The following is a 25,541-nucleotide window of genomic DNA, read 5'->3' on the forward strand; positions in this document are numbered from 1 at the left end:
AAAGAAAATCTAGGGATTTAGATTCCTAGTTTTTTGGCTATCTCGGCTGCACGTTTGTCAGTGTATTCACCATTCAAGTTTAATTTTGGATGGTCAATGCTGTTTTTACCTTTTGGTGGAACTGCACTGCTTGGGTTACCAAGTAGTTCTGCATATGATTTTGCATTTGTACCTAATTGTTCGTTAAGACCGAAAGGATCTCCTGCAACAATTACGGTTGCGGCACCACTAAAGATTGCAGCATAATCGTGATTCACTGCAACGTATACACCTGGTTTATCAAAGACTACATCCATGATTGCACCTTGTGAGCCACCAATCAACCAAGTTTCTGTTCCTTGTGCTTGAACCCTGTTTCCTTGAACAACTCTGTCAATGATTTCACCGACAATGTGGAAGAAAACTGGTTCATTGCCCTGGTTCTCAACAAACCATCTGGTGTGTTGGCCAGCTTCAACGAACAATAGTTGTGATTGATGCTGTTTCAGATCAGCGGAATTCCATGGTTGTGCTACAAAGATGTTTTTCTTTGCATCGCCCATAATGAGTTCGTTGTGAGCTTCATTTGGTACGTAGCTGAATGCCTTACCGTTAACAACTGTTTGAGTTGTAGAGTGAGCCATCATCTTTTTCATGTCATAGTTTCCGTCGTCATTCAAGTACAATTGGTTGTACTGTAGTTGGAACTCTAAAGCGTCAGCAGACAAGAATTTTCTGTCTTGGACAACTTTGCCATTCATAACTTTGGTTCCTTCTGTCATGAGTTTTTTGTAACCATCAATTGGATCAACAATGGTAATACCATACATACCTGAAAGTACGTGTTGGTCCATGGCAGCTACATCAACACCAGAACAGTGGTACTTGTAGATACCTGGGACTTCTGCAATGTAGCAATAAGTCTTAGAGGTTCCTGGCATTACTGCACCAAAGTTTCCTGCAGACATTTGAGAGGCGTGCATATCATTTCCGTGTGGGGTTGGTTCTCCAGCTGGAATTGTTAGTGTCATCTTTACGACGTCACCTTGAGTTACACGAAGTGTTGGACCTGGAATCTGACCGCTAAAGGTCATTGCATTAAAGGTCTTACCACCCATAATTGGTAACTGTGCACTCTCACCTGTAATGTTAAATTCCACAACCTTTCGGTCTTTTGGAATTGCACCACAGTCAGTTTCTGCATATGCGCTTGGCATAACGAGTTCTAAACCACCCATATTGTGGATCTTCTCCATGACATCAACATCTAATTTGTTCATGTCAAAAGATTGTCCAGAAATTTGGGTTGTTGTGTATGTGCTTCCGAATAGCGTTGCTCCCATTACTGCGACTGCAGCGATGGTAAATAGCATACTAATACGCTTATTCATTGAGCAAGAATCTTATTCGTGCATATATAATAGTTGCAGTAATTTTCAATATGAATTTATGAATTGATGTAGAAAAAGAATGATTAACGGGTATTTTCTGTGATATTTTGATTGAAGTACAGAACAGACATTGATTCTTTGGGAAAAGTCCAGATCCCAGCAGACGCGTATTATGGTCCTTTTACGGGCAGAGCCATAAAGCAGTATCATGTGACTGGCTCAAAGTCTCATGAGAATTTAATCAAGTCATTTGTAATGATAAAGCGCTCAGCAGCAGTTGCCAATATGAGGACTAAAGCAATAGATTCCAAAAGAGGCAAGGCTATTGTTGCAGCATGTGATAAGATTCTTGCTGGAAAATATAGGGATCAATTTCTTGTTGATGCAATTAATTCTGGTGCTGGAACCGCATTTAACATGAATTCAAATGAAGTAATCTCTAATGTTGCATTGGAAATTTTACATAAGAAAAGAGGCGAGTATGAGCACCTGCATCCTAATGATCATGTTAACATGTCACAATCAAGTAATGATACCTTCCCAACTGCAATGCATGTTGCAATATTGTTAAACATGAAAGATACCATTTCAGCAATCGATACTCTGATAAAATCCCTTACAAAAAAATCAAAAGAATTCTCTTCATTTAAAAAAATTGGTAGAACGCATCTAATGGATGCATTACCAGTAACCCTCGGAAGTGAATTTGCAGCAATTGCAACATCAATTACAAAATCAAGAAATGTCATAGTTGCTGCAACAAAAGAATTAGAGTTTGTTGCATTAGGTGGTACTGCTGTAGGAACAGGTGCAAATACACCAAAAGATTATAGAAAAATAGCAATAACAGAGCTTGGAAAAATTTCCAAACTTTCACTCAAACCCGAAAAAGACATGCAACATGGTCTGCAAAGTAAATTTGCAGTAGCAAATCTATCATCAGCGTTGAGAAATCTTGCACTAGAAATTAACAAATTGGCAAATGATATCAGATTAATGGCATCAGGTCCAATTGCAGGACTAGCTGAATTAGGAATTCCAGCAGTACATGCAGGATCTTCGATTATGCCAGGAAAAGTAAACCCATCACTTGCAGAATGTATGAACATGGTTTGCTTCAACATAATTGGAAACGATACTGCAGTAGCTCATGCAGCACAAAGTGGTCAGTTTGAGCTTAATGTTATGTTACCAGGTATGCTCAAGTGCATGCTAGAATCAACGGATATGTTAAAGAATTTTCTTCCGATATTTTCTGCAAACTTGATTGATGGTTTAACAGCAAACAAAGAAAAGCTCAGGGCAGATATTGAAAACAGTCCAGTAATCGTTACCTTGCTTACTCCAAAGATAGGATATCTAAAATCTGCAGAGTTATTCAAGGAGTCACTAAAATCCGGAAAAACTATTCGGGAATTAGTGGTATCAAAGAAGCTTCTTTCTAGCAAAGAAGTAGATTCGTTATTTGGATAAAAATGGCAAAAATTTGGGTAGAAGCATATGGATGCTCTGCTAGCTATGCAGATTCGGAAATGATTTCGGGTCTATTGGTAAATGGCGGACACAGTCTTGCTGAAAATTCAGACGACTCAGACTTGAGTGTGGTAGTTACTTGCTCAGTAAAGGATGCCACTGCAAACAAGATGATTCACAGAATAAAATCACTAAAAGACAAGCCTCTTGTCATTGCAGGCTGTCTTCCAAAGGCAGAGAAAAGCACTGTAGAAAAATTTTCAGAAAACGCAAGTCTACTTGGTCCAAATTCACTAGGAAAAACACTTGAGGTAATTAATGCCACATTAAATGGAAAAAAGAAAATAGAGTTACTTGATTCTGATTTAAACAAAGTAGGATTACCAAAAGTTAGACTAAATCCGGTTATTGGAATAGTTGAGATTGCAAGTGGTTGCATGAGTGAATGCACTTTTTGTCAAACCAAATTATCAAAAGGAGATCTTTCAAGTTACAGGTTAGGGGACATTGTAAGACAGGTTAAAACCGAAGTTGACGACGGATGCAAGGAGATTTGGCTTACATCTACAGATAATGGATGCTATGGATTAGATATTGGATCAGATCTTTCAGAGTTAGTAAATGCTGTTTCCGACATTCCAAGAGATTTTAGAATACGAGTAGGAATGATGAATCCTATGTACATGCCAAGAATTAGAGAAGGGTTGCTCAAAGCTTTTGAAAATGACAAAGTCTACAAATTTTTGCACATACCGGTTCAGAGTGGAAATAACAAAGTGCTAAATGACATGAAACGTGGGCACACGGCAGAAACTTTTAGAGATGTGGTCATGAGATTCAGAGAAAAATTTCCAAAATTTACAATTTCTACAGATATTATCGTGGGGTTTCCCTCAGAGACTGATGAGGATTTTAATGATACTGTAAATTTACTCAAAGAAACAAAACCAGATGTGGTGAATCTCTCAAGATATAGTGCAAGACCAGGTACTGAAGCCGCAACATGGAAGCAAGTAGATATTGAAAAAGTAAAGAAACGAAGTAAAGAGGTTTTTGACCTAACAAAAAAGATTAGCCTTGAAAACAATGAACAGTGGTTAGGTTGGCAAGGACCAGTATTATTCAATGAAAAAACCGACGAGGGTATCAAGGGAAGAAACTATGCATACAAACCAGTCTTTGTGCCAGACAATGTGGAGATTGGAGCATCGCCAATGGTCAAAATTGTCAAAGTCTCATTTCAAAGTCTGATCGGCAAAATCATAAGCTAAAAATTTTAGATCGGTAATTTGATTAAAACTACGTAAGAAGGTTTTTTATCCAAAATATAGAATAGCATTTGAAATGAGTAATCAATTGACAAATCCAGTTCTCTTTGTAGGAATTGGAGGGGCAGGCTCAAAATTAGCCATAGAAGCAAAAGACATTCTAGATGCTGAGTGTCTCTTAATCAGTCATGATGAAAAAGACCTAAAGACATCTCACCCGTTCATAAAAATCTCTACAGAATCCATCATCAATCCATCTGTTCAGTTGATTAGAGGAGTTACCTCAAAAAATGCAGATTCTATTAAAAACAAGATTTCAAATTATTCCACTATAGTTTTGATTGCCAATCTTGCTGGAAAAGATGGAGCCGCTATGGCGCCAGTGATTTCTCGCATATGCAAAGAAAATAACAAAAACACAGTATCATTTGCTATAATGCCATTCAAATATGAAAAAGATAGAATCTTCAACTCTGGAATCGCTTTAAAACGTATCAGAGCAGACTGTGACTGTACAGTCGTTTTAGATAATGACGCACTACTAGATAGCAATCCAGATCTTACTATCGATAATTGTTACAAGATTGCAAACTCAGCAATTTTATACGCAATTGATTCAATGAAAGACTCAGAAATCCCACAGGATACCAACATTCTATCAACTAGTAAATCCAATCAAGATTTAGAGACATCATTAAGAGATTCATTAAAGATGTTGTACGAGGACGCACCTCCATCTAGTGTTAAACGCTCACTTTTACACGTAATTGGCGGAAACTCGATGTCAGTTGGCTTGTTAAATTCAATCTCTAACATAACAAGAGGAATGTTTAATGATGAAAATACAAGAGTTGACCTTTCAACAAGTGCATCAGACGAATCAAGAATTGTTATGTTATCAAGTGTACAAGGCGAGACACAATTTGAAAAATATGATCCCTTGGGCGTAATCCCATCTGAGAATACATTAGATTGGGATGAACCAGATTGCAGTATTGACTGCAAATTAGATTTGTATCAATTAGAATAAAATTATTTTTTCTTAGATTTTGAAGTGTCTTTAGCTGGTGCTTCTTTCTTTGGTTTGTCTTCTTTAGCTGGTGCTTCTTTCTTTGGTTTGTCTTCTTTAGCTGGTGCTTCTTTCTTTGGTTTGTCTTCTTTAGCTGGTGCTTCTTTCTTTGGTTTGTCTTCTTTAGCTGGTGCTTCTTTCTTTTCCTCAACAGTAGTTTCAACAGTTGCAGGCTCGGTAGGAGTTTCTACTTCGGTAGATATTTTTTCAGTTTTTGGTGTTTCTTTGTCATCAGATTTACTTGTTAATTCAGCATCAGCATCATATGGCGAAATCAGAATGAATCCTTCATCAGTCTTTGTCATTCTTACTCGAATCTTTCGTGGGGGGCTTCTAATTCCTCTTGACCATATTTGATGGGCAACATCCTCTTCGATTTTAATTTCTTCAGTTTTCATGTGATGTCTTGCAAATTCTTTAATCATATTGATCGCACGTTTTGCTCTTTGATTATCAGGTGAAAGGAGAACCTTACCTAGGTTAATTGTATAAACACGTTCTAGTTCTTGAGACAACTATCCTACCTCCACGTCAGTTTGTCTCCAAGCTCTACGCTTTGGATTAGTTCTAACTGAACGTCTAGTCCTTAAAATGACCCAAGCTGGAACAGGCGATGTCTGTTTCTGTTTTTTAATTAAACGAATTTTCCTTGGGGAAGACTTTCGCGCAGCCATAAATTTTCAGGCACGAAAAGCTCTTTTTAAATGAATCTCGGTTTTTTTGGGCAAGGAGTACTTCAAATCATCTTAAACAAGATTGTTTTTTGAAAACAGGTCATGAATTTGTTTTAAGATTCTTGCAGATGCTCCCCACACTATATGGCCCTCAAACTTGAGAGTGTACATTTCTTTGATTGATTGATGATGAGGATCTAGATCTGGAGATAGGGTCTTCAAAAATGGTGCAAGAGGAATGCGGAGTATAGATTCAACTTCATGATTATCGTTTAGAGGAGGTAAATTTTCCAAGACTGCAACATATGGAGTTATTACAAAACCAGAATTCAAAGTATTTACAGATTTTAGTTGGCCAACGACATCATCACGCTTAACATCAAGATCAATCTCTTCACGAGTTTCTCGTAACGCTGTATCTAAAAGATCAATATCCCCTGTTTCCCATTTTCCACCTGGAAATGCAATCTCTCCGGCATGAATATTGAGGTGGGATGCTTTTTTTGTCATTAAGACAAGTGGGTTAGAATTATAGATTACAACAAGAACTGATGCATATTTGATATCAGGCTTAAGTTCAATATTTTGAAAATTACTTTTCAATGTTTTTTTAATTTCGTTTAATTGCACAATATCCATTAAACCTGTTATTTATTGAATTTATCATTCAAAGGTTTTAACTAAGTAATTTTTCTCATTCATTATGCCAATTAGATTTGAGATAAATCCACCCAAAGTTATTCAGGATTCTATTCTATCACATAAGGAATTAGAAGAATCGGTCAGTAAGCTCAAACAAAGGATTGTGGATATATCACCAAATTGTGATGGCATACATCTTACAGATTCAGTGTTAGGGGTACCACGAATTTCACCAATTACAGTAGGTGCACTAATTAGGAAAAAAGATCAACAGCTAAAGATCACAGCTAGCTTACGTACACGAGATAGAAACTTGACATCATTAACACAATCACTGTGTGATGCATTATTGTTAGGGTTGAATGGCATGCTAATCCTCAAAGGAGATGCCCCACCTGCAGGCCCTAAGGATTCAGGATTAATTCCAAGTCAAGCTGTAAAACATTTCAAAGAAATTGGATTTAGAGAAAAAATTGATCTTTTTTTATCACTTCCAAATTATCCTGATTTTGAAAAAATACAAAAAAAAATCGATGCAGAGCCAACAGGATTTGTAACTCAAGTAATTCATACCGAAGATGAAGTTGCAAGAATTGTTGACAAACTAAAGCCTCAAGGATTCAAGGTCATTCCTGTGGTGTTACTCCCTTCTGAAAAGAACAAAAAATCAGCAGAATTTCTCAGACTTGATTGGTCAAATTATCAAAATAGAGTCGCAGACTTTATTGAAAAAGTTGCAAATATTTCAGAAAGTGTGATTCTGACTTCGCCAAATGACTTTACCCTAGCAAAATCTACGCTTGAGCAGATTAAAGAATCCAGATAAGAAATCAGATGTACATTTGAACAAACAAAAGTTTGTAATCAAATTTCATAGTAATCATATCATGTCAGGTGCAGATAATCATGCAAACTAGAGTAATTGTAGTAGATGATAACATAGATACTCTGGATATTTTTTGTGAGTATTTAGAATTAAAAGACTGCCAGGTTGTAGGTAAGGGTTACAACGGTCTTGATGCAGTCAAATTGTATGAAGAGCACCATCCAGATATCGCTCTACTTGATGTAATGATGCCAGATTATGATGGAATGTATGCACTAGAAAAGATTAAGGAATTAGACCCTAATGCTAAAGTCATAATGGTCACTGCAGATTTGACTGATAAGACAGCAAAGCGATGCAATGAATTGGGAGCCTCTGAGATCATTTACAAACCATATGAGATTGAAGACGTGGTAGAAGTCGTTCAAAATGTTATGAGCGGTAAAAAATTTGTCTCATCATTTGTAAAATAATCAAAGAACAAAATATTCTGCATCAGGGTGATGAACCACGATTGCTGCTGTGGATTGCTCAGGAATTATCTGCCCAGACTCAGTTAGTCGCATACCAGATTTTTCAGGCTCTAGTAATTTCCAGACCAGACTATGTTGAGACACATCAGGACAACTTGGATATCCCCAGCTATAACGAAGACCTCTTGATTCACCAATCTTTAATTCGTTCTTAATTTTTCTATTAACCCATTCTGCCAAAGCCTCAGCTGACTCTACAGCTAAACCATGAAGATAGTATGCATCAGTGTATCTATCCTCCTTGTTCCATTTTTCAATGATATCTGCAACTTTGTTGCCAACAGTTACTGATTGGAATGCAACAATGTCATCTTCTCCAAAATAATCTGCCAAGCAAAGATGTTTGCTTTTTGCAGAGCGTGGAAAATCAAAGATTACCTCTTCTCCTTTAGGGTGCTTAACAACTAGTTTTCCGTCTTTACCATGACATCGATAGTACCCATACACGATATTTGGTTCAAATAATTCATCATGTATAATTCGCTTCTTCCATTCTTCAAGTAATTTTTCATGATCAGATTCAGAAGCCTCTCCTGCCTTTCCACGTAAACCCCATGATAATTTGAATAGAGATTTTTTATCTAAAAGAGGCCACACTTTGTTCATATCAATATCCCAAGGGCCCAATCTTATTTGGACACCAATACTTGGAGGAGTGGGCGGAGTAACAGGTTCAATTTTACTTCGTGGAAGATTTGCAACGTCAGATGAAGATTTTGTTGGCTCCTTCCATTGTTCTAATCGCGATTTCCATTCTTGTAATAAAGATTCTTTTTGATCAGATACCAATTTGTCCATTGTTTTTAGTCCGTCAAACATTGTATTACAGTAAAAGACTCCTGATTCGTAAATCCCACCATCTTTTGCGATACGATTAATGTAATTGCTGTTAATAGCAGCACCACCACAAAGAATTGGAATTTTCATATTGTTTTTTCTAGCATGTTCTACAAAAAATTGCATTTGCTTTGAAGTAGAAACAAGCAAGGCAGACAAACCAACTGCATCTGGCTTTACTTCATCTATTTTTTCAAGAAAGTTTTGCAATGGAACTTGTTTGCCAAGGTCGTAAACAGTGAATCCGTTATTTTCAAAAATTGTTTTTACAAGATTCTTTCCAATATCATGAACATCCCCATATACAGTGCCCAAAACAAGTTTTCCTTTACTAGAGCCCTCTTCTTTTAGCAGATATTTTTCAAGCTCTGCTACTGCCGCCTTCATACATTCAGCAGATTTGAGTACAAATGGAAGTATCAGCTCACCTGAACCAAACTTATCTCCAACTTCTTTCATGGCAGGCAGTAGATCCTCATTCAAAGTTTTGATGGCTCCATCATGAGTAACCTCCTTAGGAGCATTTAGCTCTAGAGTTCCATTTTTTTCTATAAGTAAATCACTTTTAGAAATTTTATCTGCAATAGATTCAACAACGTCTTTTTGAATTCCATCTTTTAATCGATTAATTATTCTAAAGTTGGCTCGCTTTCCAGGATTCCATGTAGGATCAACATCAACTTTTTTGGTAGAGGTAGTCTTTGGGTTAATTTTTTCAAAATGAGTTATCAAGTCAGAAAGCGCATCAGGATGAGAGTTAAAGATTAGATCTTCAACTAGTTTCCTTTCTTTTTCATCAATTTCCCCATATGGTACAATCTCTTTTGCATTGACTATTGCTGCATCCAAGCCTGCTTTTACTGCATGATGTAAGAAAACAGAATTGAGGATTTTTCGTGCATATGGAACCAATCCAAAGCTAATGTTACTTAAGCCAAGAACAGTATATGACTCTGGAAATTTTTCCTTTACCAGTTTTATTCCCTCAAGAGTGTTTTTCCCTGCATCAAGGAATTCGTCTTCACCTGTTGCAAGTGTAAAAGTCAAAACATCAAAAATGAATTGTTCTTTTTTGAGTCCATATTGTTTACCGGTTTCATATAATAATTCTGCAGTCTCTAGTTTTTGTTGAGGTGTTTTTGCCATTCCCTTTGGGCCAATGCATAATGCAATTGCTGGAACCCCATATTTTGCCATCAAAGGAGCTAGTTTTTTGAAGCGACTTCCATCACCTTCTAGATTAATTGAATTAATTATTGGCCTTCCAGGAATTTGTGTAATTGCAGCTTCAATTACTGCAGGATCTGTTGAATCAATTACAAGTGGAGCATCTACCTCAAGACTAATTCGTTTTACCAATTTCAACATAAACTCTAATTCATCTGATCTTTCTGTAGTAGCGACACAAACATCAAGACAGTGTGCACCATCTTCAACTTGTTTTCTTGCTAAATCAACCAAGCCATCAAAGTCATCAGAAAGGACCAATTCCTTTGCTTTTTTGGAACCTTGTGTGTTAAGGCGCTCACCAATAATCATTGGAGCTGGCTCTTGTCTTAATTCAACTGCCTTTAATGATGAACTTACACGTGGGATTACCAATGGATTTCTACCTAACGATTTTTCTAAATACTTAACCCTTATTGGATTGAGCTTTTTCGTCAATTACTTTCCTGAGTGCTCGAATATGCTCAGGGTTTGTACCGCAACAACCGCCAATAATTCTAACTTTTGGAAATTGATTAAGAAAATCGCCTAATGCTTTAGCCATTCCTTCCGGACTCATTTTGTAAACGGCCTTTCCTCCTTCATTTTCAGGCATCCCAGCATTTGGAACGACAAGGAGATTATGCTCTTTTTGCTCATCGAGCCATTGTACACTTGGGGTCATCTCTAATGGACCTGTAGAACAATTTAGTCCAAAGACATCAATGCCCATATCAGATACAGTAGTATATGCTGCTTGAATGTTTGTACCAAGAAGCATTTTTCCATATTGATCAAGAGTAGTATTTGCAATAAGAGGAATTTTCTTATCAGTTTTTTCCATAGCTTGATGTGAACCCTCAATTGCAAGTTTTACTTCAAGTATATCCTGACTTGTTTCGATAAGTAATGCATCAACTCCTCCAAGAATTAATCCTTCAGCTTGTAAAGCAAATGCACTACGAATTTCATCTAGTGGTATTTGTCCTAGGTCTGGATCGTTTGAGCTAGGAAGAAACCCAGTAGGGCCCATAGAGCCAACGACATAACGTGGTTTATCGGTAAATTCAGTAGTGGTTTCTACTGCAAGTTGAGCTATTTTTTTATTAAATTCAACAGTTTGATCACCAAAACCATATTCATCAAGCTTTAGTTTGTTTGAGCCAAATGAGTTTGTCTCTATACAGTCAGCTCCTGCCTCAAGATATTTTTTATGAATTTTTTTTATCCATTCTGGATGAGTGATGACAAGGCCATCATTGAATCCATCCTTACCGTTAGGAAAATCGTCAGGCTTTGGATCAAATTTCTGAATTTCAGTACCCATAGCACCATCAAAGAGAAGTACGCGGTTCTTGAGGGCTTCAAGAAATGGTTCTTTTTGAGTCAAATTCTATTTGTAAACGAATTTGTTACTACTAAATTCTTTGCCGCGATATAACCTTCACAAAAAGGTAGAATCATTATTGCATGTTTCAAATTAGGTTGAAAAAACAAAAAATTGGAATAAAAAATGCACAAAGTTGGAATTTCAAATAGAATTAGAGGAGCTACGTTTTTTCAACATGCCGGAATTTCAATCCTCTTTGTATTCATGCCAATTATTGCCAAAGGAGTAACAGACTCGTTATTTGAAATTGGCATAATTGTTGCGTCATTTAGTTTCGCACAGATTCTTTCAGAGCTATATTTTGGTAGAATTTCTGATAAAATGGGAAAAAGGCTATTGTTCATTCGTATAGGATTCATTAGTTGTGCCATTACTTTTGGGTTGCATTATTTTGCAGACGACACAGGTTTGTTATTGCTTGCTAGAGTAGGAGCAGGAGTTGCTAGTGGAATAATGATTCCAGCAATGATAGCCTATTCATATGAATCTGGCAAAGATAAGATAAAGGTCGCTTCAATAATTTCATTTCACGCGTTAGGTTGGATGGCGGGGATTATTGCTGCTGGAATTACCAATGATGTGAAATTAATGTTCTTGGTAAGCAGCGGATTCTTTTTTGTTGGCTTGTTGATCTCTATGAAATTACCAAATACCTTAATCGAAAAGGAAACAGGTTCTGGAACAACAAGAAAAGTTATTGTAAAAAATAAATTTCTTTTTCTTTCGTTACTATTGAGGCATATTGGTGCTACATCAGTATGGACAATTTTACCAATTATGTTAATGGAGGAATTGGGTGCAGAGTTGTATCAGGTGTCAATTGTGTATGTATCAAACACGTTGACTGCGTTTGTTATAATGACATTGATGGCATCAAGAATAAAAATTCCGCATGTATTAAAATTCAAAATTGGTATAGGGATGACTAGCTTTGTTTTTGTTGGGCTTATACTAATTTCTGATTGGTGGATGGCAATTCCATTTATGTCACTAGTCGGAGGAACTTGGGCGTTTCTCTTTATTGGAGGTAATTTTCATTTAATGGAGAATAATCCTCGTTCAACATCTACAGGAATCTTCAGCTCTACAATTTCAATTGCGACAGTTGTCGGTCCAGTGATTGGAGGAACTATTGCTTTTGTTTTTAATTATTCAGGAGTAATGATATTTGCCATTGCGGTGATTTTGATATCATTTTTTGTCTCACTTCGAATAAGAGAAGAGATTGCAAAGAATGCATAATGCATCAATTCTAGTGTTTATTGATTTGAACATACAACTTTCTATTAAATTCAAGAATTAATTGTAGATAGGAGTCATTTTCTCCCAAAGGACTCAAGCCAGACCTAGAATTCAGGGTTCTTTGGGAATTTTATTATCTTAATCCCCATCTTGACATTACCTTATTTTCGAGACGTTTAAACACAATTCCATCAATAACGATTCCTATTGCCATGATGATAATCATTATTGCAATTACTTGTGAGACATCAACTGTTTGTCTCCCTACATTAAGCAGGAATCCAAGACCTAAAAATGAGAATAGAATCTCAGCTCCAATAACACCTCTCCATGCAAATGCCCATCCTTGCTTGAATCCGCTTATCATGTATGGGAATGCAGCAGGAATCAAAACATTTGTCACTAATTGACTACCCTTTGCACCCATGTTACGAGCAGCCTCAATGTAATGAGGATCAATGTTTTTGACTCCAGAATATGTGTTGATTGTTACGGCAAATATTGCTCCAATGGCTGTAACAAAAATAATTCCTGCATCGCTAATGCCAAACCAAATTAACGCCAATGGTACCCAAGCTACTGATGGAATAGATTGTAATCCCAATACCAGTGAGCCAATTGTTTGATTTACAGTCTCAACTCTTGCCATGAAAATTCCAAGTACTATGCCACCTACAATTGCAATTGCCAATCCAACGATTAATCTTGCAATGCTGGTTCCAATTCCATAAAACAGGCTTCCATCTGATGCGCTATACACCAGATCTTCGGCTACCTCATATGCAGATGGAAAAATTTCATTGGGCCAGAAATTTAGATCTCCAACTATTTGCCAGATTACAATTACTGCAATGTAAAATGCAATTTTTTTCCATAACATTTTAGATTTCATATCATCACTCTTTTGTTTTCTTAACCTCAGGTCTTAATTCGGCTAAAATCTCTTGTTGGTGTTTCATTAGTTGTTCGTCTTCGGCTAATCTTGGTCTTCTATAATCAATTGCTAATTCTTTTTTTATTGTTGAGGGTCGGTTACTAAATATTGCAACTTTTGATCCAAGAACTACAGCTTCAGAAACATTATGAGTTACAAACAAGATTGTTTTTTTGGTTCTTTCCCAGATAAGCTGCATTTCAACTAGCAATAGGTCACGAGTTTGTGCATCAAGAGCAGCAAACGGTTCATCCATTAGCAACACATCAGGATCCATTACGAGGGCTCGGGCAATTGCCACTCTTTGTTTCATTCCTGTAGATAGTTGATATGTGTATGAATCTGCAAATTTGGTTAGCTGCATCATGTCAAGATAACGATGAGAAATTTGTGATCTTTTTTCCTTTGGTATTCCGGCCATCTTCAAGCCAAATTCAACATTATCAATGACCTTTAGCCATGGAAAAAGTGCACCTTCCTGAAATACCATTATTCTTTCAGGTCCAGTACCAGAAACGGGCTTTCCATCAAAGAGTATCTCACCCTCATCGGGATTCTCAAGTCCAGCTACTATGCGTAAGAATGTAGACTTGCCACATCCTGAAGGACCAACAAGACATACAAAGTCACCATCTTCGACTTGGAGATTAATTCCTCCTAGAGCTTTTAGATTATATTTTTCGTGCTTGAAATATTTTACAATATTTTTTGCTTCAAGTTTAGTCATGATATGAAATCATCTCCATGTGTTTAGTTCCAAGGGTTTGATTAGAATAATAGATTCCAGTCAGGTCATATCCATTTCTTCCAAGATATCCCAAATCATATGATCGTTTTGCAAAAATTTCAATTGATTTTGGAATTGGATCTGATGTAATTTCTATATTTGAAAAAGATTCTTTGAGTACAGATTCAGATAGTGTAGTACCAAGCTCATTATGCAAAAAGTCATTATAAATAAGTCCTGTTTCTTCATTATTCAGATTAATCCACTCTACTGTTTCTTGATGAGATTCTAACCATTTTTGTATTATGCTATCATTTTTTTCAACATAATCAGCTCTGGCAATTAGTAATACAGATGAGAATTTTTTGTCTGCCCAAAGATCTTCTTCAAAGAATAGTCTTTTACCATTTAATTTTTCAACAAAGATGGTTGCCCAAGGTTCTGGAATCCAAGCACCATCAATGTCTCCTTTAATAAATAACGTATAGATTTCAGGATTTGCAACGTTCAATACATAAACAGAGCCACCGCGTTCAGCAGTTTCAAGACCGTTTTCCTTTAGATAAGTTCTAAGTGAAACGTCTTGTGAGTTTGCAACCTGTGGCGCTGCAATTCGTTTTCCTGCAAAGTCATCAATAGAATTTATGTTAGAATCAGGATGAACGATAAAACTAGCACCTCCACTTGCTGCACCGGCCAAAATTCGTATATTATTAGAATCAGATTTTAAAAATCCATTAACTGCGGGACCAGGCCCAACATAAGCAATATCAATAGAATTTGCAAACAATCCCTCTATTGCTTGTGGACCACTATCAAAAATTCTTGTTTTGATTTGTACATCAGGCAGATTTTTGACAAAAAATCCTTTTTCAAGACCGACAATAGGTATTGCGTGACCAATATTTGGGAAATATCCAACACGAATTTCATCTTGAGAATTTTCCGACTGAATAGATAGTGCAGCAGCTATAGCTAAAGTTGCAACAATCCCTATACCAATAGCTACCAAGGTAATTTTCATAAAACAGCGTTATATCTGACCGATAAATAATGATCGGATTTTAGCTTAAGCTAGTTAGCTGCAGCAAATAATTTCAGTTGCCCTCAAAATATTTTTTAGATTCTCAACACAAAAGATAAATTTCAAGCTACAGTCAGTCAGGTGCGATATGACTGGAAAGGCAATACTTGCATTCTCTGGTGGTTTAGATACATCAGTTGTTGTAAAGTATCTCCAAGAACAACACAACTTGGATGTTGTAACTGTAACAATTGACGTGGGTCAAGGAGATGACCAAAAAAAGATAGCTGCAAAAGCAAAGAAACTTGGAGTAAAACGACATTACAATATTGATGCGCGAAAAGAATTTGTTGAAAAATATATTTTCCCTTCAATTAAAGCAAATGCACTTTATCAGAAAAAATATTGTCTTGCAACAGCACTTGCAAGGCCGCTAATTGCTGAAAAAGTTTTAGAAATTGCAAAGAAAGAAAAAGTTACTGCTCTTGCACACGGCTGTTCAGGAAAAGGAAATGATCAAGTAAGATTTGATATTACATTACGTGCAGGTTCCAATTTACCAATTATAGCTCCAATTAGAGATATGAATTTGGATAGAACGACTGAATTAAAATTTGCAAATAAACATGGAATCAAAATCGATAACGTTGCAAAAAGATTTAGTATTGATCAAAATCTTTGGGGAAGAGCTATAGAAGGTGGAGTGCTAGAGGATCCATTCAACGAGCCACCTTCAGATGCTTTCATTTGGGTCAAAACAAAAAATCTTTCAACAAAACCATCTTATCTTGAAATTAAATTTGAAAAAGGAATTCCCGTAGCAGTTGATGGGAAAGTTATGCAGCCAATTAACCTAATTGAATACATTAACAAAAAGGCGGGTGCAGCAGGTGTTGGAATTGTTGATCATATTGAGGACAGAGTAGTTGGAATCAAATCACGAGAGGTCTATGAAACTCCAGCAGCATCATGTCTGATAGAAGCGCACTCTGATCTTGAAAAAATGGTCCATACAAAACATGAAACAAAATTCAAATCAATTGTAGATGATGAATGGTCTTGGTTGGCTTATTCAGGATTATGGCAAGATCCATTAAAGTCAAACTTGGATGCCTTCATTGAAAAGTCTCAGAGTAGAGTCACAGGCACTGTAAAGATCAAGATGCTTCAAGGAAGCATGAGAGTTGTTGGAAGAAAGTCAAAATACTCACTATATAGTCACGATATTGCCACATATGGATCAGAATCTACTTTTGACCAAAAATTGGCCAAAGGTTTTGTTGAATTGTGGGGAATGCAATCAACAGAAGCTAATAAATTACAAAAGAAAAGGTGAAGAAAATTATGAATTGCCCAGAATGTGATGCAAATCTAAACATTCCCGATGACGCCGCTGTAGGAGAGATCGTATCCTGCCCTGATTGTGGTGCTGACTTTGAGATTGCAAAGAAAGAAGGTTCAAACGTACAGCTAAAACAAGCAGAAAGTGTTGGCGAAGACTGGGGAGAGTAATGTCAAAGATTTGTGTCGTATTTGATCGATTAAGATCAGAAGAGAAGATGCTCCAAAAGGAGGCAGAATCTCTTGGATATGACACATCTATGATAGATGCAAAGATCACACAACTAAACACGGAGAGTAAGAAGACTGACTATGATTTCGGTCAAGTAGTACTAGAGAGATGTGTCAGTTACTTTAGAGGTCTTCATTTTACATCATGCCTTGAATTTTTAGATATTCCAGTAATCAACAAATTCAGCGTTGCAACAAATTGTGGAAACAAGATGTTTATGACATTGTGCTTGGCAAAACACAAAGTTCCGACACCAAAGACATACTTTTCATTCTCAAAAGAAGGAGCTGAGGAAAATCTTGCTAAAATTGGATTTCCGATGGTGATAAAACCAGTAATTGGTAGTTGGGGAAGAGGAGTTATGCCACTAAAAGACAAAGACACAATGGATGCAGTGTTTGAGATAAGAGAACTCACTGATGGTCCTCATGATAGAATTTACTACCTTCAAGAGATGATAAAGAGGCCCCCAAGAGATATTCGTGTAATAACAGTAGGGGAACAAGCAGTAGGTGCAATGTACAGAAAGTCGGAAGGTTTCAAGACAAATATTGCCTTAGGTGCTGATCCAGAGCTTTGTGAGATAACAAATGAGATCGAGGACTTGGCAATCAAGGCATCAAAATCCGTCGGAGGAGGAATTTTAGGCGTAGATATGATGGAGGACAAAGAAAAAGGGCTAGTAGTCCACGAAGTTAACAATACAGTAGAGTTTAAGGGATTATCAAGAGTTGCAAAACGAAACATTCCAAAAGAAATGATAGAATTTGCAGTAAACTCCGTTAGGAAATAAATTATACCTCCCTACAAGAGGGGATATCATGAAAGTAGGAGTTGTTGGAGCCTCAGGTTATGTTGGAGGAGAAACTTTACGATTATTGGTAAACCATCCAAAAGTCGAGATCACAATGGTTACCTCAAGACAACATGTCGGAGAGTATCTTCACAGAGTTCAACCAAGTTTGAAAGGGTTTACTGATTTAACATTTTCAGAACTAGATTATGATAAAATGACAGACAAGTGTGATCTAGTATTTACTGCAGTACCACATGGAACTGCAACAGAAATTGTAAAAGCCCTATATGATAGAGGTTTAAAGATAATCGACCTCAGTGCAGATTATAGGTTACACAATCCAGAAGATTATGGCAAATGGTATGGTTGGGAACATCCACACCCAGATTATCTTTCAAAATCAGTATTTGGAGTTCCAGAATTACATAGAGAGCAGATAAAAAATGCACAACTTGTATCATGCCCAGGTTGTATGGCAGTAACTTCAATGCTAGCTCTTGCTCCGTTAATTAAGAATAATCTAATCGACACCGAGCATATAGTAGTTGATTCAAAGATTGGTTCATCAGGTGCAGGAGCAGGAGCAGGAACGAGTCATGCAATGCGTGCAGGAGTAATCAGACCATACAAACCTGCAAAGCATAGACACACTGGAGAAATCGAACAAGAGCTTAGTGAGATTGCAGGAAAGAAAATTCGTGTATCAATGAGTCCACATGCAGTTGATGTAGTAAGAGGAATATTATGTACTAACCACACATTCATGACAAAAGAGATGGAAGAAAAAGAATTATGGAAATTGTATCGTCAAGCATATGGAGAAGAAAGATTTGTTAGATTAATTCGTGATAAAAAAGGTCTTTACAAATTCCCAGATCCAAAATTCCTAGTTGGTTCAAACTTTTGTGATATTGGATTTGATTTAGATGAAGACAACAATAGACTAATTGCCATCTCAGCATCAGACAATCTAATGAAGGGTGCAGCAGGATCTGCAATTCAAAACATGAATGTCATGGCAGGATTTGATGAGATGGATGGATTAAGATACACTCCATTAACGCCAGTATAAGAAATGATTACAATAAAGATTGGTGGGAGTGTCGTTGATAATTTACATCCAAGTACAATTCAAGACATAAAAAAAATTTCACAACAAGAAGGAGTAATTCTTGTACATGGCGGTGGAAAAGAAGTAACAAAAGTTTGTGAACAACTTGGTAAAGAACCAAAGTTTGTAACATCTCCAAGCGGAATTAAAAGTAGATACACAGACAAAGAGACTGCAGAAATTTTTACAATGGTAATGTCTGGACGAATTAACAAAACAATTGTACAGATGCTGCAAAAAAACGGAATTAATGCAGTAGGAGTTTCAGGAGTTGATGCAAAAACTATTCAGGCGGAAAGAAAGAAAAAACTACTCATAATTAATGAAAAAGGTCGAAAACAGGCAATAGATGGCGGATATACAGGAAAGATTACGGAAATTAATGCAGATTTCATAAAATCCCTGCTTGAGCGAGGACTAACTCCTGTAATTTCGCCAATTGCCATTAGTGAAGAAGGTGACTTTCTTAATGTGGACGGGGACAGAGCAGCAGCATATGTAGCTGGAAGTGTAAAATCAGACAAGGTGCTTTTTGTAACCAATGTTGATGGATTGTTAATGGATGATAAGCTAGTTCAAAAACTATCTCTACAAGAAGCAAAAGAGATACGTCCAAAGATTGGACCTGGAATGGAAAAGAAGATTCTTGCAGCAACAGAAGCATTAGATATGGGGGTTAAACAAGCCCTAATTGCAAATGGACAAAAGGAAAATCCAATCTCAAGTGCTATTGCACATGACAATTGTACGGTAATTGAAAATGACTGAAGACGACTTTATGGGAAGTCTGTATCAAAGATTTCCAGTAACAATTGAAAAAGGACTAGGATCCCATGTATGGGACACTAATGGAAAAGAGTATGTTGATTGCATGGGAGGTTATGGTGTAGCACTAGTAGGACACAGAAATGAACGAGTAGTAAATGCAATCAAATCCCAACTGGATAAGATAATTACAGTTCATAGTTCCTTATACAACAAGACAAGAGAAGAATTTCTTGAAACATTAATGAAGCAAACTCCAAAAGGATTGTCTCAAGTTCATCTCAACAACAGTGGAGCTGAAGCAATTGAAGCTGCAATCAAGTTTGCTCGAAAATTTACTGGAAAGAAAGGAATGGTTGCAATGAAAGGATCATACCATGGAAAATCAATGGGAGCATTATCACTTACATTTAATCCAAAATATAGAAAGATGTTTGAACCACTCGTAGAGCAAGTATCATTTTCTTCATTTGGCGACATTAACGAATTACGTTCTACAATTAATGAGGATACTGGATTTGTAATAATGGAGCCAATTCAGGGAGAAAGTGGAATACATGTTGCACCAGATGGATTCTTGGAAGATGTACGTAAGCTGTGTGATGAAAAAGGAATCCTCTTAATTTTTGACGAAATTCAGGCAGGTCTTGGCAGAACAGGCCGAATGTGGGCATCAGAGCACTGGAATACAACACCAGATATTATGTGCCTTGCAAAAGGAATTGCAGGAGGAGTACCAATGGGTGCAACACTTGTCAAACCAGAAATTCTGTCATGCATGAGCAAAGGAGAACATTCTTCAACATTTGGAGGAAATCCACTTTCTTGTGCAGCAGGTATTGGAACAATTCATGCACTTACACAAGATGGATTGATAAAAAATGCAGAGAAAAATGGAGAAAAATTCATTGATGGTTTGAAAAAGCTACAAGAAAAACACGATATCATCAGAGAAGTAAGGGGAAAAGGCCTAATGATTGGAGTGGAATTGAAATTCGAAGTAAAAGACATTTTGATGGAGGGCATCAAGGAAGGAATTTTACTACTTTACTCAGGCAGAAACATACTTCGACTATTGCCCCCTCTTGTGATTTCTGAAGAAGATATTACAAAAGTTTTAGATACACTAGATGTATTGCTAACAAGAGAGGAAGAAAGACGTAATGTTTAGAGATAAAATCGATGAAAAAATAATCGAAGCCCTAAGAAACGATTCTAGAGAATCATTTGTAGATATTGGAAAAAAACTAAAGTTATCAGAATCTGCTGTAAGACGTAGAGTAAAAAATCTAGTCGATAGTGGTACGATTAAAAAATTCACCATTGAAGTAGGAGAAGAGAATGCAACAAAAGCAATTATACTAGTATCAGTGGATTCAGGAATGGATACATCAAAGGTTTCTACAAAACTAACAAAATTAGACGGAGTAAAAACAGTCTATGAGATTACAGGACAGTACGACATTATTGTCATCATGAGTGCACCAAACATCACAGAAATTAACAGTAGTATTGATGCAATAAGAAAAGTTCCTGGCGTGGTGGATAGTAACTCTGTAATTATTCTTAAAACAATAAGCTAAGCGAGAATCGGATCTTTAATTTTCCTTTTAACTAATCTAGGATCAAAAAGCGTTAAAATCGACGAAGTTAGTACGAATATGTTTATATTTACTGACTTGATTAACGAATTCTGCAATGAACGATCCGAATCACTATGCAAATCAATACAACGCATATTCAAAGAATCCAAAGAAGATACGAATTCTTGACAGCACCCTTCGTGAAGGGGAACAACATCCAGGAGTATCTTTTACAAACAAACAAAGAATTCAGATTGCATGGATGCTTGATTATTTTGGTGTAGACCAGATTGAAATCTCACCAGTAGTATCACAAGATCATAAAGAAGCAACTAAAACAATTATCAAACAAGGATTAAAAGCAGATATTGTTTCTCATGGTAGAGCATTAAAAGAAGACATTGATGTGTCTCTTAGCTGTGATGCAAAATGGGTTGCAGGTTATCTAGGCATTTCAGATATTCATCTTAAAGACAAGTTAAGAATTTCAAGAGAAGAGGCACTACGTCGCGCAGTGGAAACTGTAGAGTATGCAAAGTCACATGGTCTTAAAATTAGATTTACAGTAGAGGATGGCAGTAGAGCAGATCCTAAATTTTTGCTTGAAGTGTGCCGAGCAATTTCGGATGCAGGTGTAGATAGAATTAGTTTACCTGATACTGTTGGAATTATGCGACCAATTGGAATGTATAATTTTGTTAAAAAAGTTCGAGATGAAATAGATACACCACTAGATGCTCATGTACACAATGATATCGGCTTTGCATTAGCAAATGCATTTGCAGCATGTGATGCAGGAGTGGATCAGATTCACACTACTATTGATGGAATTGGTGAAAGAACAGGTATTCCAGCACTTGCAGAAGTAGCAGTGGCTTTGACTTATCTTTACAAATCACCAAATGATTTGAGACTAGACATGTTACAGGATCTTTCTAGATTAATTGAAGATTATACCTCAATTCCACCATATGATTCAAAACCAATCGTAGGAACCTCAGCATACAAGCATAAAGCAGGAACTCATCTTGCAGCTATTCTAAGAAACCCTGCTGCATACGAGCCAATCCCACCAAGAATTGTGGGTAATAGAAGGAGGATTGTTTTTGGAGAACTGGCAGGAAAGACTGGTGCTGCCTATCTAATGTCATTATTAGGCTTGGAAAAAGACGACCAAGGAGCCAAAGATGTGGCTGCAGGCTTGAAAAACCTGCGAATGGGTGACTTGATTGAGATCCCACTAGAAGACAGGCTGGAAAGAAAGATAATTAATGACAAATAATGGAGAGGAAGTGAGAGATCAAATTGGCAAGTTGTGATGAATGTGACGCAAATATTTCAATCCCAAGCGATGCAGTAGAAGGAGAGATTGTAACCTGCCCAGAATGTGGTGCAAGTTATGAATTAGTTAAATCATCAGGAGGTTTTGATCTAAAGCCCGCCCAAACGGTAGGCGAGGATTGGGGGCAGTGACCCCTGACATTACTGTTCTTTACGATACCATCCGATGGGAAGAAAAAGCGTTACTAGAAGCGGGAAAAAAAAAGAACGTTAATCTAGAAATGTTTGATTGTAAGAAACTTTCATTACAATTAGACAGCAAACGAGATGGTTTTGGAACAGTTATCCAGAGATGCGTAAGTTACTACAGAAATGTTCACTCTACTGCAGCACTTGAAGGGATGGGGGTCAACGTAATCAACTGTCTCAATACAGGAATTTTTGCAGGAAACAAATTGTATACTCATATGTTACTAAGAAAGTTTGGAGTTCCAACTCCTTATGCTACTGTTGCATTTTCAAAAGAAGCTGCAATCGAAGCACTTGAAAAAGAAGGATATCCAAAAGTCATCAAGCCAACAGTTGGAAGTTGGGGAAGAATGATCTCAAAAATTAATGACAAAGATTCTGCAGAAGGCATTATAGAAGGAAGAGAAAAGATGTATCCAATTTATCAAATACATTATTTAGAAGAGTTTGTGCAAAGACCACCACGGGACATTAGAGCAATCATGGTAGGGGACAAAGTAGTGGCGGCAATTTATAGAAATTCTGGAGATGGAAATTGGAAGACAAACATGGCATTAGGAGGACGAGCAGAAAAATGTGAGGTCACTAATGAATTAGAAGATATTTGTATTAAAGCTAAAAATGCAGTCCAGGGACAAATCGTAGGCGTTGATTTGATGGAAAGTGACGACAGGGGACTCGTCGTTCACGAAGTAAACAACACTACAGAATACAAAAACACAGTTAGAGTCTGTGAAGTTGATATTCCATCACTCATGATTGACTACGCCTTAGAATCTAAAAGATAGAAATGGATTCCACATTTACAGTTACACCACGATTTGCAGTAAAGATGCTAGAAAAAGTACTACGATTGTACACACCGTCATTAAGTGAAAAGCCAGTTGCAGAATTTCTTGCAGACAAGTGTGATGATCTTGGTTTTGAAGACATTCACATTGATGAGGTTGGAAATATTATTGCAAAGAAAGGCTCTGGCTCGCCAAGAATTCTTTTGTGTGGACACATGGATACAGTTCCAGGAAAGATTAAGGTTAGAAAAGAAGGCGATAATCTGTTTGGCAGAGGAGCATCTGATGCAAAAGCTCCGTTGATGGCAATGTTATTTGCAGCAGCATCTGTGCAGAACAATAATGGCACAGTGATATTTTGTGGCGCAGTTGATGAGGAAGGAAACGCAACAGGAATTAAAAATCTAGTACAACAAAAATTAGATTTAGACTATGCAGTGTTTGGCGAGCCAAGTGGAATCAGACAAGTAACCATTGCATACAAGGGTCGTTTAGCAATTAATCTAAAGATCAATGTTGGTGACAGCGCTCATGCAAGTGCACCATGGCTTGCAAAAAACGCAATTGAAGAATCAGCAGTGTTTACTCAGGAAGTAAAGAGAGCACTAGAAGCAGGGCAAGACGCAAAGAAAAAGAGCATGATGTTAACTGCAACCATCACTGAGATCAAAGGAGGTACAAGCCACAATGTAACTCCAAAGGAATGTGAAACGATTCTGGACATTAGAATTCCAGTCGACATGAATTGTAAGATGGTTGAAGAAAAAATTGCAAAATCAGTTCAAGAAGTATCTAAGAAAAGAGAAGTCGAAGCATTCTACTCTATTCTCGATGAGACAGAGCCATTTGAGGCACCACATAACTCACCACTAGTTAGAGCATTTACCCTAGGAGTCATGGAGGTGGAGCATGCAAGACCAACTTTGATTAGAAAAACAGGCACAGGAGACATGAATGTCATAGGCAATAGGATGAAAATCCCTGTGGTAACTTATGGGCCAGGTGACCCACATCAGGCGCACACCATTGATGAAAAGGTCTCAATTGATGAGTACCTAAGAGGAATTGAGGTCCTCAAGAAGACCTTGCATCATTTAAAAAGACTACACGATAGAAAAAACCAATAATGCTGTGGTTTATTGGCATCGGAGTTTCTGGGTTGAATTCATTATCAAATGAAACACTCGATGTATTAAAAAAATCAGATATTGTCTACCTTGAGGCATTTACTAGTCCGATTAGTAAAGTAGAGCTCTCAAAGTTTAAGAAAAAAATCAAAGGGGAGTTTAAGATTGCCAAACGATGGATGGTAGAAGATGGAAAAGAGATTTTAAAAAATGCTAAAAGGAAAAAAGTTTCATTAATTTCATATGGGGATCCTTACATTGCAACTACACACATAGAACTAAGAACCCGTGCAATTAATGAAAAAATTAAAACGTATTCCATTCATGCTGCATCATCCATTACATCTATGGTCGGAGAGTGCGGTTTACACTATTACAAAGTAGGAAGAATTGCAACAATAATGAGTGAGGAAAAATCATTAACTACACCATATTATGTAACATACAAAAATTTGATTGAAGGAAATCATACCATTTTGCTTTTAGAGTACAATCAGGATAAGGACTTTTTTTTAAAACCAAATGATGCATTACATGATTTGATAGAGACAGAAGCAGAACAGATTAGAAAGGTAATTAGTAAATCAACATTTGTAATTGTTGCATCAAGAATTGGATTTAAAACTCAAAAAATTATTTGTGGAAGTATTAACAAGATTCAAAATGTAGACTTTGGCAAGCCCCCACACACCATAATAATTCCTGGCAACTTGCACTTTACAGAGTCTGACGCATTGAAAGTTTTGGTAAAATGTCTGGATGAGCCCGTTAGTAACTCTGAGAAAATAAAAAAGATCCCAACTCAAATGCTAGAGAAGTACGTTCCAATGGTTAGAGATGCAATAAAAGAGATTGCTCCTCATTACAAAGATTCTAAGGAATATTGTGAAATTTTAGAGAATGCAGAACTGTATGTTCAAGACGCAGAGAAATTTTTGGAGCAAGGAAAAGATGATGTAGCAATTCTTAGCATAGGGTATGCTGATGGGCTAGTAGATGCACTAAGAATTGCAAAAGGTATGGACCCCAAAATGTAGTATCGATGAGTTA

The 25,541-nt window shown here is 36.9% G+C and carries 27 protein-coding genes; 18 read left to right on the forward strand and 9 right to left on the reverse strand.

Features of this window, described 5'->3' with window-relative positions; translation table 11 throughout:
- Positions 1 to 17: 17 nt before the first annotated feature.
- Positions 18 to 1,352 carry a copper oxidase gene (locus DWQ18_07125; protein ID RDJ32949.1) on the reverse strand — a complete coding sequence of 445 codons (1,335 nt, stop codon included), beginning with the start codon at positions 1,350 to 1,352 and terminating at the stop codon, positions 18 to 20.
- 129 nt (positions 1,353 to 1,481) lie between these two features.
- Here DWQ18_07125 and DWQ18_07130 point away from each other — a divergent pair, with 129 nt between their 5' ends.
- The 3 genes from DWQ18_07130 to DWQ18_07140 all read left to right on the forward strand — a co-directional run bounded on the left by DWQ18_07130 (position 1,482) and on the right by DWQ18_07140 (position 5,141).
- Complete coding sequence (locus tag DWQ18_07130; protein ID RDJ32950.1) at positions 1,482 to 2,843, forward strand: aspartate ammonia-lyase; 1,362 nt, start codon at positions 1,482 to 1,484, stop codon at positions 2,841 to 2,843.
- Between the two features lie 2 nt (positions 2,844 to 2,845).
- Positions 2,846 to 4,114: a MiaB/RimO family radical SAM methylthiotransferase gene (locus tag DWQ18_07135; GenBank protein ID RDJ32951.1), complete on the forward strand. Its 1,269-nt coding sequence runs from the start codon at positions 2,846 to 2,848 to the stop codon at positions 4,112 to 4,114.
- 73 nt (positions 4,115 to 4,187) lie between these two features.
- Positions 4,188 to 5,141, forward strand: a complete 954-nt coding sequence (locus DWQ18_07140; protein ID RDJ32952.1) for a cell division protein FtsZ — start codon at positions 4,188 to 4,190, stop codon at positions 5,139 to 5,141.
- Between the two features lie 2 nt (positions 5,142 to 5,143).
- Here the strand turns inward: DWQ18_07140 and DWQ18_07145 are convergent, their stop codons facing one another.
- The 3 genes from DWQ18_07145 to DWQ18_07155 all read right to left on the reverse strand — a co-directional run bounded on the left by DWQ18_07145 (position 5,144) and on the right by DWQ18_07155 (position 6,484).
- Complete coding sequence (locus tag DWQ18_07145) at positions 5,144 to 5,695, reverse strand: 50S ribosomal protein L31 (protein ID RDJ32953.1); 552 nt, start codon at positions 5,693 to 5,695, stop codon at positions 5,144 to 5,146.
- Entirely contained in the window at positions 5,696 to 5,854 is a 159-nt protein-coding gene (locus tag DWQ18_07150; protein RDJ32954.1) for a 50S ribosomal protein L39e, read from the reverse strand.
- A 72-nt stretch (positions 5,855 to 5,926) separates the two neighbouring features.
- A complete protein-coding gene (locus DWQ18_07155; protein RDJ33427.1) occupies positions 5,927 to 6,484 on the reverse strand; it encodes a CoA pyrophosphatase in 558 nt (185 codons plus the stop codon).
- 73 nt (positions 6,485 to 6,557) lie between these two features.
- Between DWQ18_07155 and DWQ18_07160 the strand changes: the two genes are divergently transcribed.
- Together DWQ18_07160 and DWQ18_07165 are read left to right on the forward strand one after the other, a co-directional pair.
- Positions 6,558 to 7,322 carry a 5,10-methenyltetrahydrofolate synthetase gene (locus DWQ18_07160; GenBank protein RDJ32955.1) on the forward strand — a complete coding sequence of 255 codons (765 nt, stop codon included), beginning with the start codon at positions 6,558 to 6,560 and terminating at the stop codon, positions 7,320 to 7,322.
- 80 nt (positions 7,323 to 7,402) lie between these two features.
- Positions 7,403 to 7,795, forward strand: coding sequence for a response regulator (locus tag DWQ18_07165; GenBank protein ID RDJ32956.1), 393 nt, complete (start codon positions 7,403 to 7,405; stop codon positions 7,793 to 7,795).
- Here the strand turns inward: DWQ18_07165 and DWQ18_07170 are convergent, their stop codons facing one another.
- Together DWQ18_07170 and DWQ18_07175 are read right to left on the reverse strand one after the other, a co-directional pair.
- A complete protein-coding gene (locus DWQ18_07170) occupies positions 7,796 to 10,294 on the reverse strand; it encodes a methionine synthase (protein RDJ33428.1) in 2,499 nt (832 codons plus the stop codon).
- Between the two features lie 31 nt (positions 10,295 to 10,325).
- Positions 10,326 to 11,288 (reverse strand): methionine synthase, encoded by a 963-nt coding sequence (locus DWQ18_07175; protein RDJ32957.1) that lies wholly within the window; start codon positions 11,286 to 11,288, stop codon positions 10,326 to 10,328.
- 123 nt (positions 11,289 to 11,411) lie between these two features.
- Between DWQ18_07175 and DWQ18_07180 the strand changes: the two genes are divergently transcribed.
- Complete coding sequence (locus tag DWQ18_07180; GenBank protein ID RDJ32958.1) at positions 11,412 to 12,530, forward strand: MFS transporter; 1,119 nt, start codon at positions 11,412 to 11,414, stop codon at positions 12,528 to 12,530.
- A 133-nt stretch (positions 12,531 to 12,663) separates the two neighbouring features.
- Here DWQ18_07180 and DWQ18_07185 read toward each other — a convergent pair whose 3' ends face one another.
- From DWQ18_07185 to DWQ18_07195, 3 genes are read right to left on the reverse strand one after another with little or no spacing between them, the layout of a single operon-like run.
- Positions 12,664 to 13,422 (reverse strand): ABC transporter permease, encoded by a 759-nt coding sequence (locus DWQ18_07185; protein ID RDJ32959.1) that lies wholly within the window; start codon positions 13,420 to 13,422, stop codon positions 12,664 to 12,666.
- A gap of 4 nt (positions 13,423 to 13,426) precedes the next feature.
- Positions 13,427 to 14,191 (reverse strand): ABC transporter ATP-binding protein, encoded by a 765-nt coding sequence (locus DWQ18_07190; protein RDJ32960.1) that lies wholly within the window; start codon positions 14,189 to 14,191, stop codon positions 13,427 to 13,429.
- Complete coding sequence (locus DWQ18_07195; GenBank protein RDJ32961.1) at positions 14,184 to 15,215, reverse strand: aliphatic sulfonate ABC transporter substrate-binding protein; 1,032 nt, start codon at positions 15,213 to 15,215, stop codon at positions 14,184 to 14,186. Before DWQ18_07195 ends, DWQ18_07190 begins: the two co-directional genes overlap by 8 nt.
- A 148-nt stretch (positions 15,216 to 15,363) precedes the next feature.
- On the opposite strand from DWQ18_07195, the gene DWQ18_07200 reads away from it, so the two are divergent.
- From DWQ18_07200 to dph5, 12 genes are all read left to right on the forward strand, one after another.
- On the forward strand, positions 15,364 to 16,551 hold the full coding sequence (locus tag DWQ18_07200) for an argininosuccinate synthase (GenBank protein ID RDJ32962.1): 1,188 nt from the start codon (positions 15,364 to 15,366) through the stop codon (positions 16,549 to 16,551).
- An 8-nt stretch (positions 16,552 to 16,559) separates the two neighbouring features.
- Positions 16,560 to 16,727 carry a lysine biosynthesis protein LysW gene (locus DWQ18_07205; GenBank protein ID RDJ33429.1) on the forward strand — a complete coding sequence of 56 codons (168 nt, stop codon included), beginning with the start codon at positions 16,560 to 16,562 and terminating at the stop codon, positions 16,725 to 16,727.
- Positions 16,727 to 17,581, forward strand: coding sequence for a lysine biosynthesis protein LysX (lysX, locus tag DWQ18_07210; protein ID RDJ32963.1), 855 nt, complete (start codon positions 16,727 to 16,729; stop codon positions 17,579 to 17,581). The genes DWQ18_07205 and lysX (DWQ18_07210) overlap by 1 nt, the downstream gene beginning before the upstream one ends.
- A gap of 28 nt (positions 17,582 to 17,609) precedes the next feature.
- Complete coding sequence (locus DWQ18_07215; GenBank protein RDJ32964.1) at positions 17,610 to 18,656, forward strand: N-acetyl-gamma-glutamyl-phosphate reductase; 1,047 nt, start codon at positions 17,610 to 17,612, stop codon at positions 18,654 to 18,656.
- A 3-nt stretch (positions 18,657 to 18,659) separates the two neighbouring features.
- Complete coding sequence (locus DWQ18_07220) at positions 18,660 to 19,463, forward strand: [LysW]-aminoadipate/[LysW]-glutamate kinase (GenBank protein ID RDJ32965.1); 804 nt, start codon at positions 18,660 to 18,662, stop codon at positions 19,461 to 19,463.
- Positions 19,456 to 20,631 carry an aminotransferase class III-fold pyridoxal phosphate-dependent enzyme gene (locus DWQ18_07225; GenBank protein RDJ32966.1) on the forward strand — a complete coding sequence of 392 codons (1,176 nt, stop codon included), beginning with the start codon at positions 19,456 to 19,458 and terminating at the stop codon, positions 20,629 to 20,631. Before DWQ18_07220 ends, DWQ18_07225 begins: the two co-directional genes overlap by 8 nt.
- The gene (locus tag DWQ18_07230; protein RDJ32967.1) at positions 20,624 to 21,043 is read left to right on the forward strand and encodes an Lrp/AsnC family transcriptional regulator; all 420 of its coding nucleotides are present in this window, start codon (positions 20,624 to 20,626) and stop codon (positions 21,041 to 21,043) included. The genes DWQ18_07225 and DWQ18_07230 overlap by 8 nt, the downstream gene beginning before the upstream one ends.
- A gap of 115 nt (positions 21,044 to 21,158) precedes the next feature.
- Positions 21,159 to 22,325, forward strand: coding sequence for a 2-isopropylmalate synthase (locus DWQ18_07235; protein RDJ32968.1), 1,167 nt, complete (start codon positions 21,159 to 21,161; stop codon positions 22,323 to 22,325).
- A gap of 23 nt (positions 22,326 to 22,348) precedes the next feature.
- Positions 22,349 to 22,516, forward strand: coding sequence for a lysine biosynthesis protein LysW (locus DWQ18_07240; protein ID RDJ32969.1), 168 nt, complete (start codon positions 22,349 to 22,351; stop codon positions 22,514 to 22,516).
- Entirely contained in the window at positions 22,513 to 23,361 is an 849-nt protein-coding gene (gene lysX / locus DWQ18_07245; GenBank protein RDJ32970.1) for a lysine biosynthesis protein LysX, read from the forward strand. Before DWQ18_07240 ends, lysX (DWQ18_07245) begins: the two co-directional genes overlap by 4 nt.
- Before the next feature lie 2 nt (positions 23,362 to 23,363).
- The gene (locus tag DWQ18_07250; GenBank protein RDJ32971.1) at positions 23,364 to 24,491 is read left to right on the forward strand and encodes a M20/M25/M40 family metallo-hydrolase; all 1,128 of its coding nucleotides are present in this window, start codon (positions 23,364 to 23,366) and stop codon (positions 24,489 to 24,491) included.
- Positions 24,491 to 25,528, forward strand: a complete 1,038-nt coding sequence (gene dph5 / locus DWQ18_07255) for a diphthine synthase (GenBank protein RDJ32972.1) — start codon at positions 24,491 to 24,493, stop codon at positions 25,526 to 25,528. Before DWQ18_07250 ends, dph5 begins: the two co-directional genes overlap by 1 nt.
- Positions 25,529 to 25,541 lie beyond the last annotated feature (13 nt).

This window comes from Thermoproteota archaeon (genome assembly GCA_003352285.1).
In the GTDB taxonomy this organism is placed as follows: Archaea; Thermoproteota; Nitrososphaeria; order Nitrososphaerales; family Nitrosopumilaceae; genus PXYB01.

Bases quoted from the DNA above. Each gene is read 5' to 3' on its own strand.
- DWQ18_07150 (RDJ32954.1), bottom strand. From the start codon at position 5,854: ATGGCTGCGCGAAAGTCTTCCCCAAGGAAAATTCGTTTAATTAAAAAA.
- lysX (RDJ32963.1), top strand. From the start codon at position 16,727: ATGTCAAAGATTTGTGTCGTATTTGATCGATTAAGATCAGAAGAGAAG.
- DWQ18_07160 (RDJ32955.1), top strand. From the start codon at position 6,558: ATGCCAATTAGATTTGAGATAAATCCACCCAAAGTTATTCAGGATTCT.
- DWQ18_07225 (RDJ32966.1), top strand. From the start codon at position 19,456: ATGACTGAAGACGACTTTATGGGAAGTCTGTATCAAAGATTTCCAGTA.
- DWQ18_07135 (RDJ32951.1), top strand. From the start codon at position 2,846: ATGGCAAAAATTTGGGTAGAAGCATATGGATGCTCTGCTAGCTATGCA.
- DWQ18_07140 (RDJ32952.1), top strand. From the start codon at position 4,188: ATGAGTAATCAATTGACAAATCCAGTTCTCTTTGTAGGAATTGGAGGG.
- DWQ18_07125 (RDJ32949.1), bottom strand. From the start codon at position 1,352: ATGCTATTTACCATCGCTGCAGTCGCAGTAATGGGAGCAACGCTATTC.
- DWQ18_07195 (RDJ32961.1), bottom strand. From the start codon at position 15,215: ATGAAAATTACCTTGGTAGCTATTGGTATAGGGATTGTTGCAACTTTA.
- DWQ18_07230 (RDJ32967.1), top strand. From the start codon at position 20,624: ATGTTTAGAGATAAAATCGATGAAAAAATAATCGAAGCCCTAAGAAAC.
- DWQ18_07250 (RDJ32971.1), top strand. From the start codon at position 23,364: ATGGATTCCACATTTACAGTTACACCACGATTTGCAGTAAAGATGCTA.
- DWQ18_07180 (RDJ32958.1), top strand. From the start codon at position 11,412: ATGCACAAAGTTGGAATTTCAAATAGAATTAGAGGAGCTACGTTTTTT.
- DWQ18_07235 (RDJ32968.1), top strand. From the start codon at position 21,159: ATGAACGATCCGAATCACTATGCAAATCAATACAACGCATATTCAAAG.
- DWQ18_07220 (RDJ32965.1), top strand. From the start codon at position 18,660: ATGATTACAATAAAGATTGGTGGGAGTGTCGTTGATAATTTACATCCA.
- dph5 (RDJ32972.1), top strand. From the start codon at position 24,491: ATGCTGTGGTTTATTGGCATCGGAGTTTCTGGGTTGAATTCATTATCA.
- DWQ18_07215 (RDJ32964.1), top strand. From the start codon at position 17,610: ATGAAAGTAGGAGTTGTTGGAGCCTCAGGTTATGTTGGAGGAGAAACT.
- DWQ18_07185 (RDJ32959.1), bottom strand. From the start codon at position 13,422: ATGAAATCTAAAATGTTATGGAAAAAAATTGCATTTTACATTGCAGTA.
- DWQ18_07190 (RDJ32960.1), bottom strand. From the start codon at position 14,191: ATGACTAAACTTGAAGCAAAAAATATTGTAAAATATTTCAAGCACGAA.
- DWQ18_07205 (RDJ33429.1), top strand. From the start codon at position 16,560: ATGAATTGCCCAGAATGTGATGCAAATCTAAACATTCCCGATGACGCC.
- DWQ18_07165 (RDJ32956.1), top strand. From the start codon at position 7,403: ATGCAAACTAGAGTAATTGTAGTAGATGATAACATAGATACTCTGGAT.
- DWQ18_07200 (RDJ32962.1), top strand. From the start codon at position 15,364: ATGACTGGAAAGGCAATACTTGCATTCTCTGGTGGTTTAGATACATCA.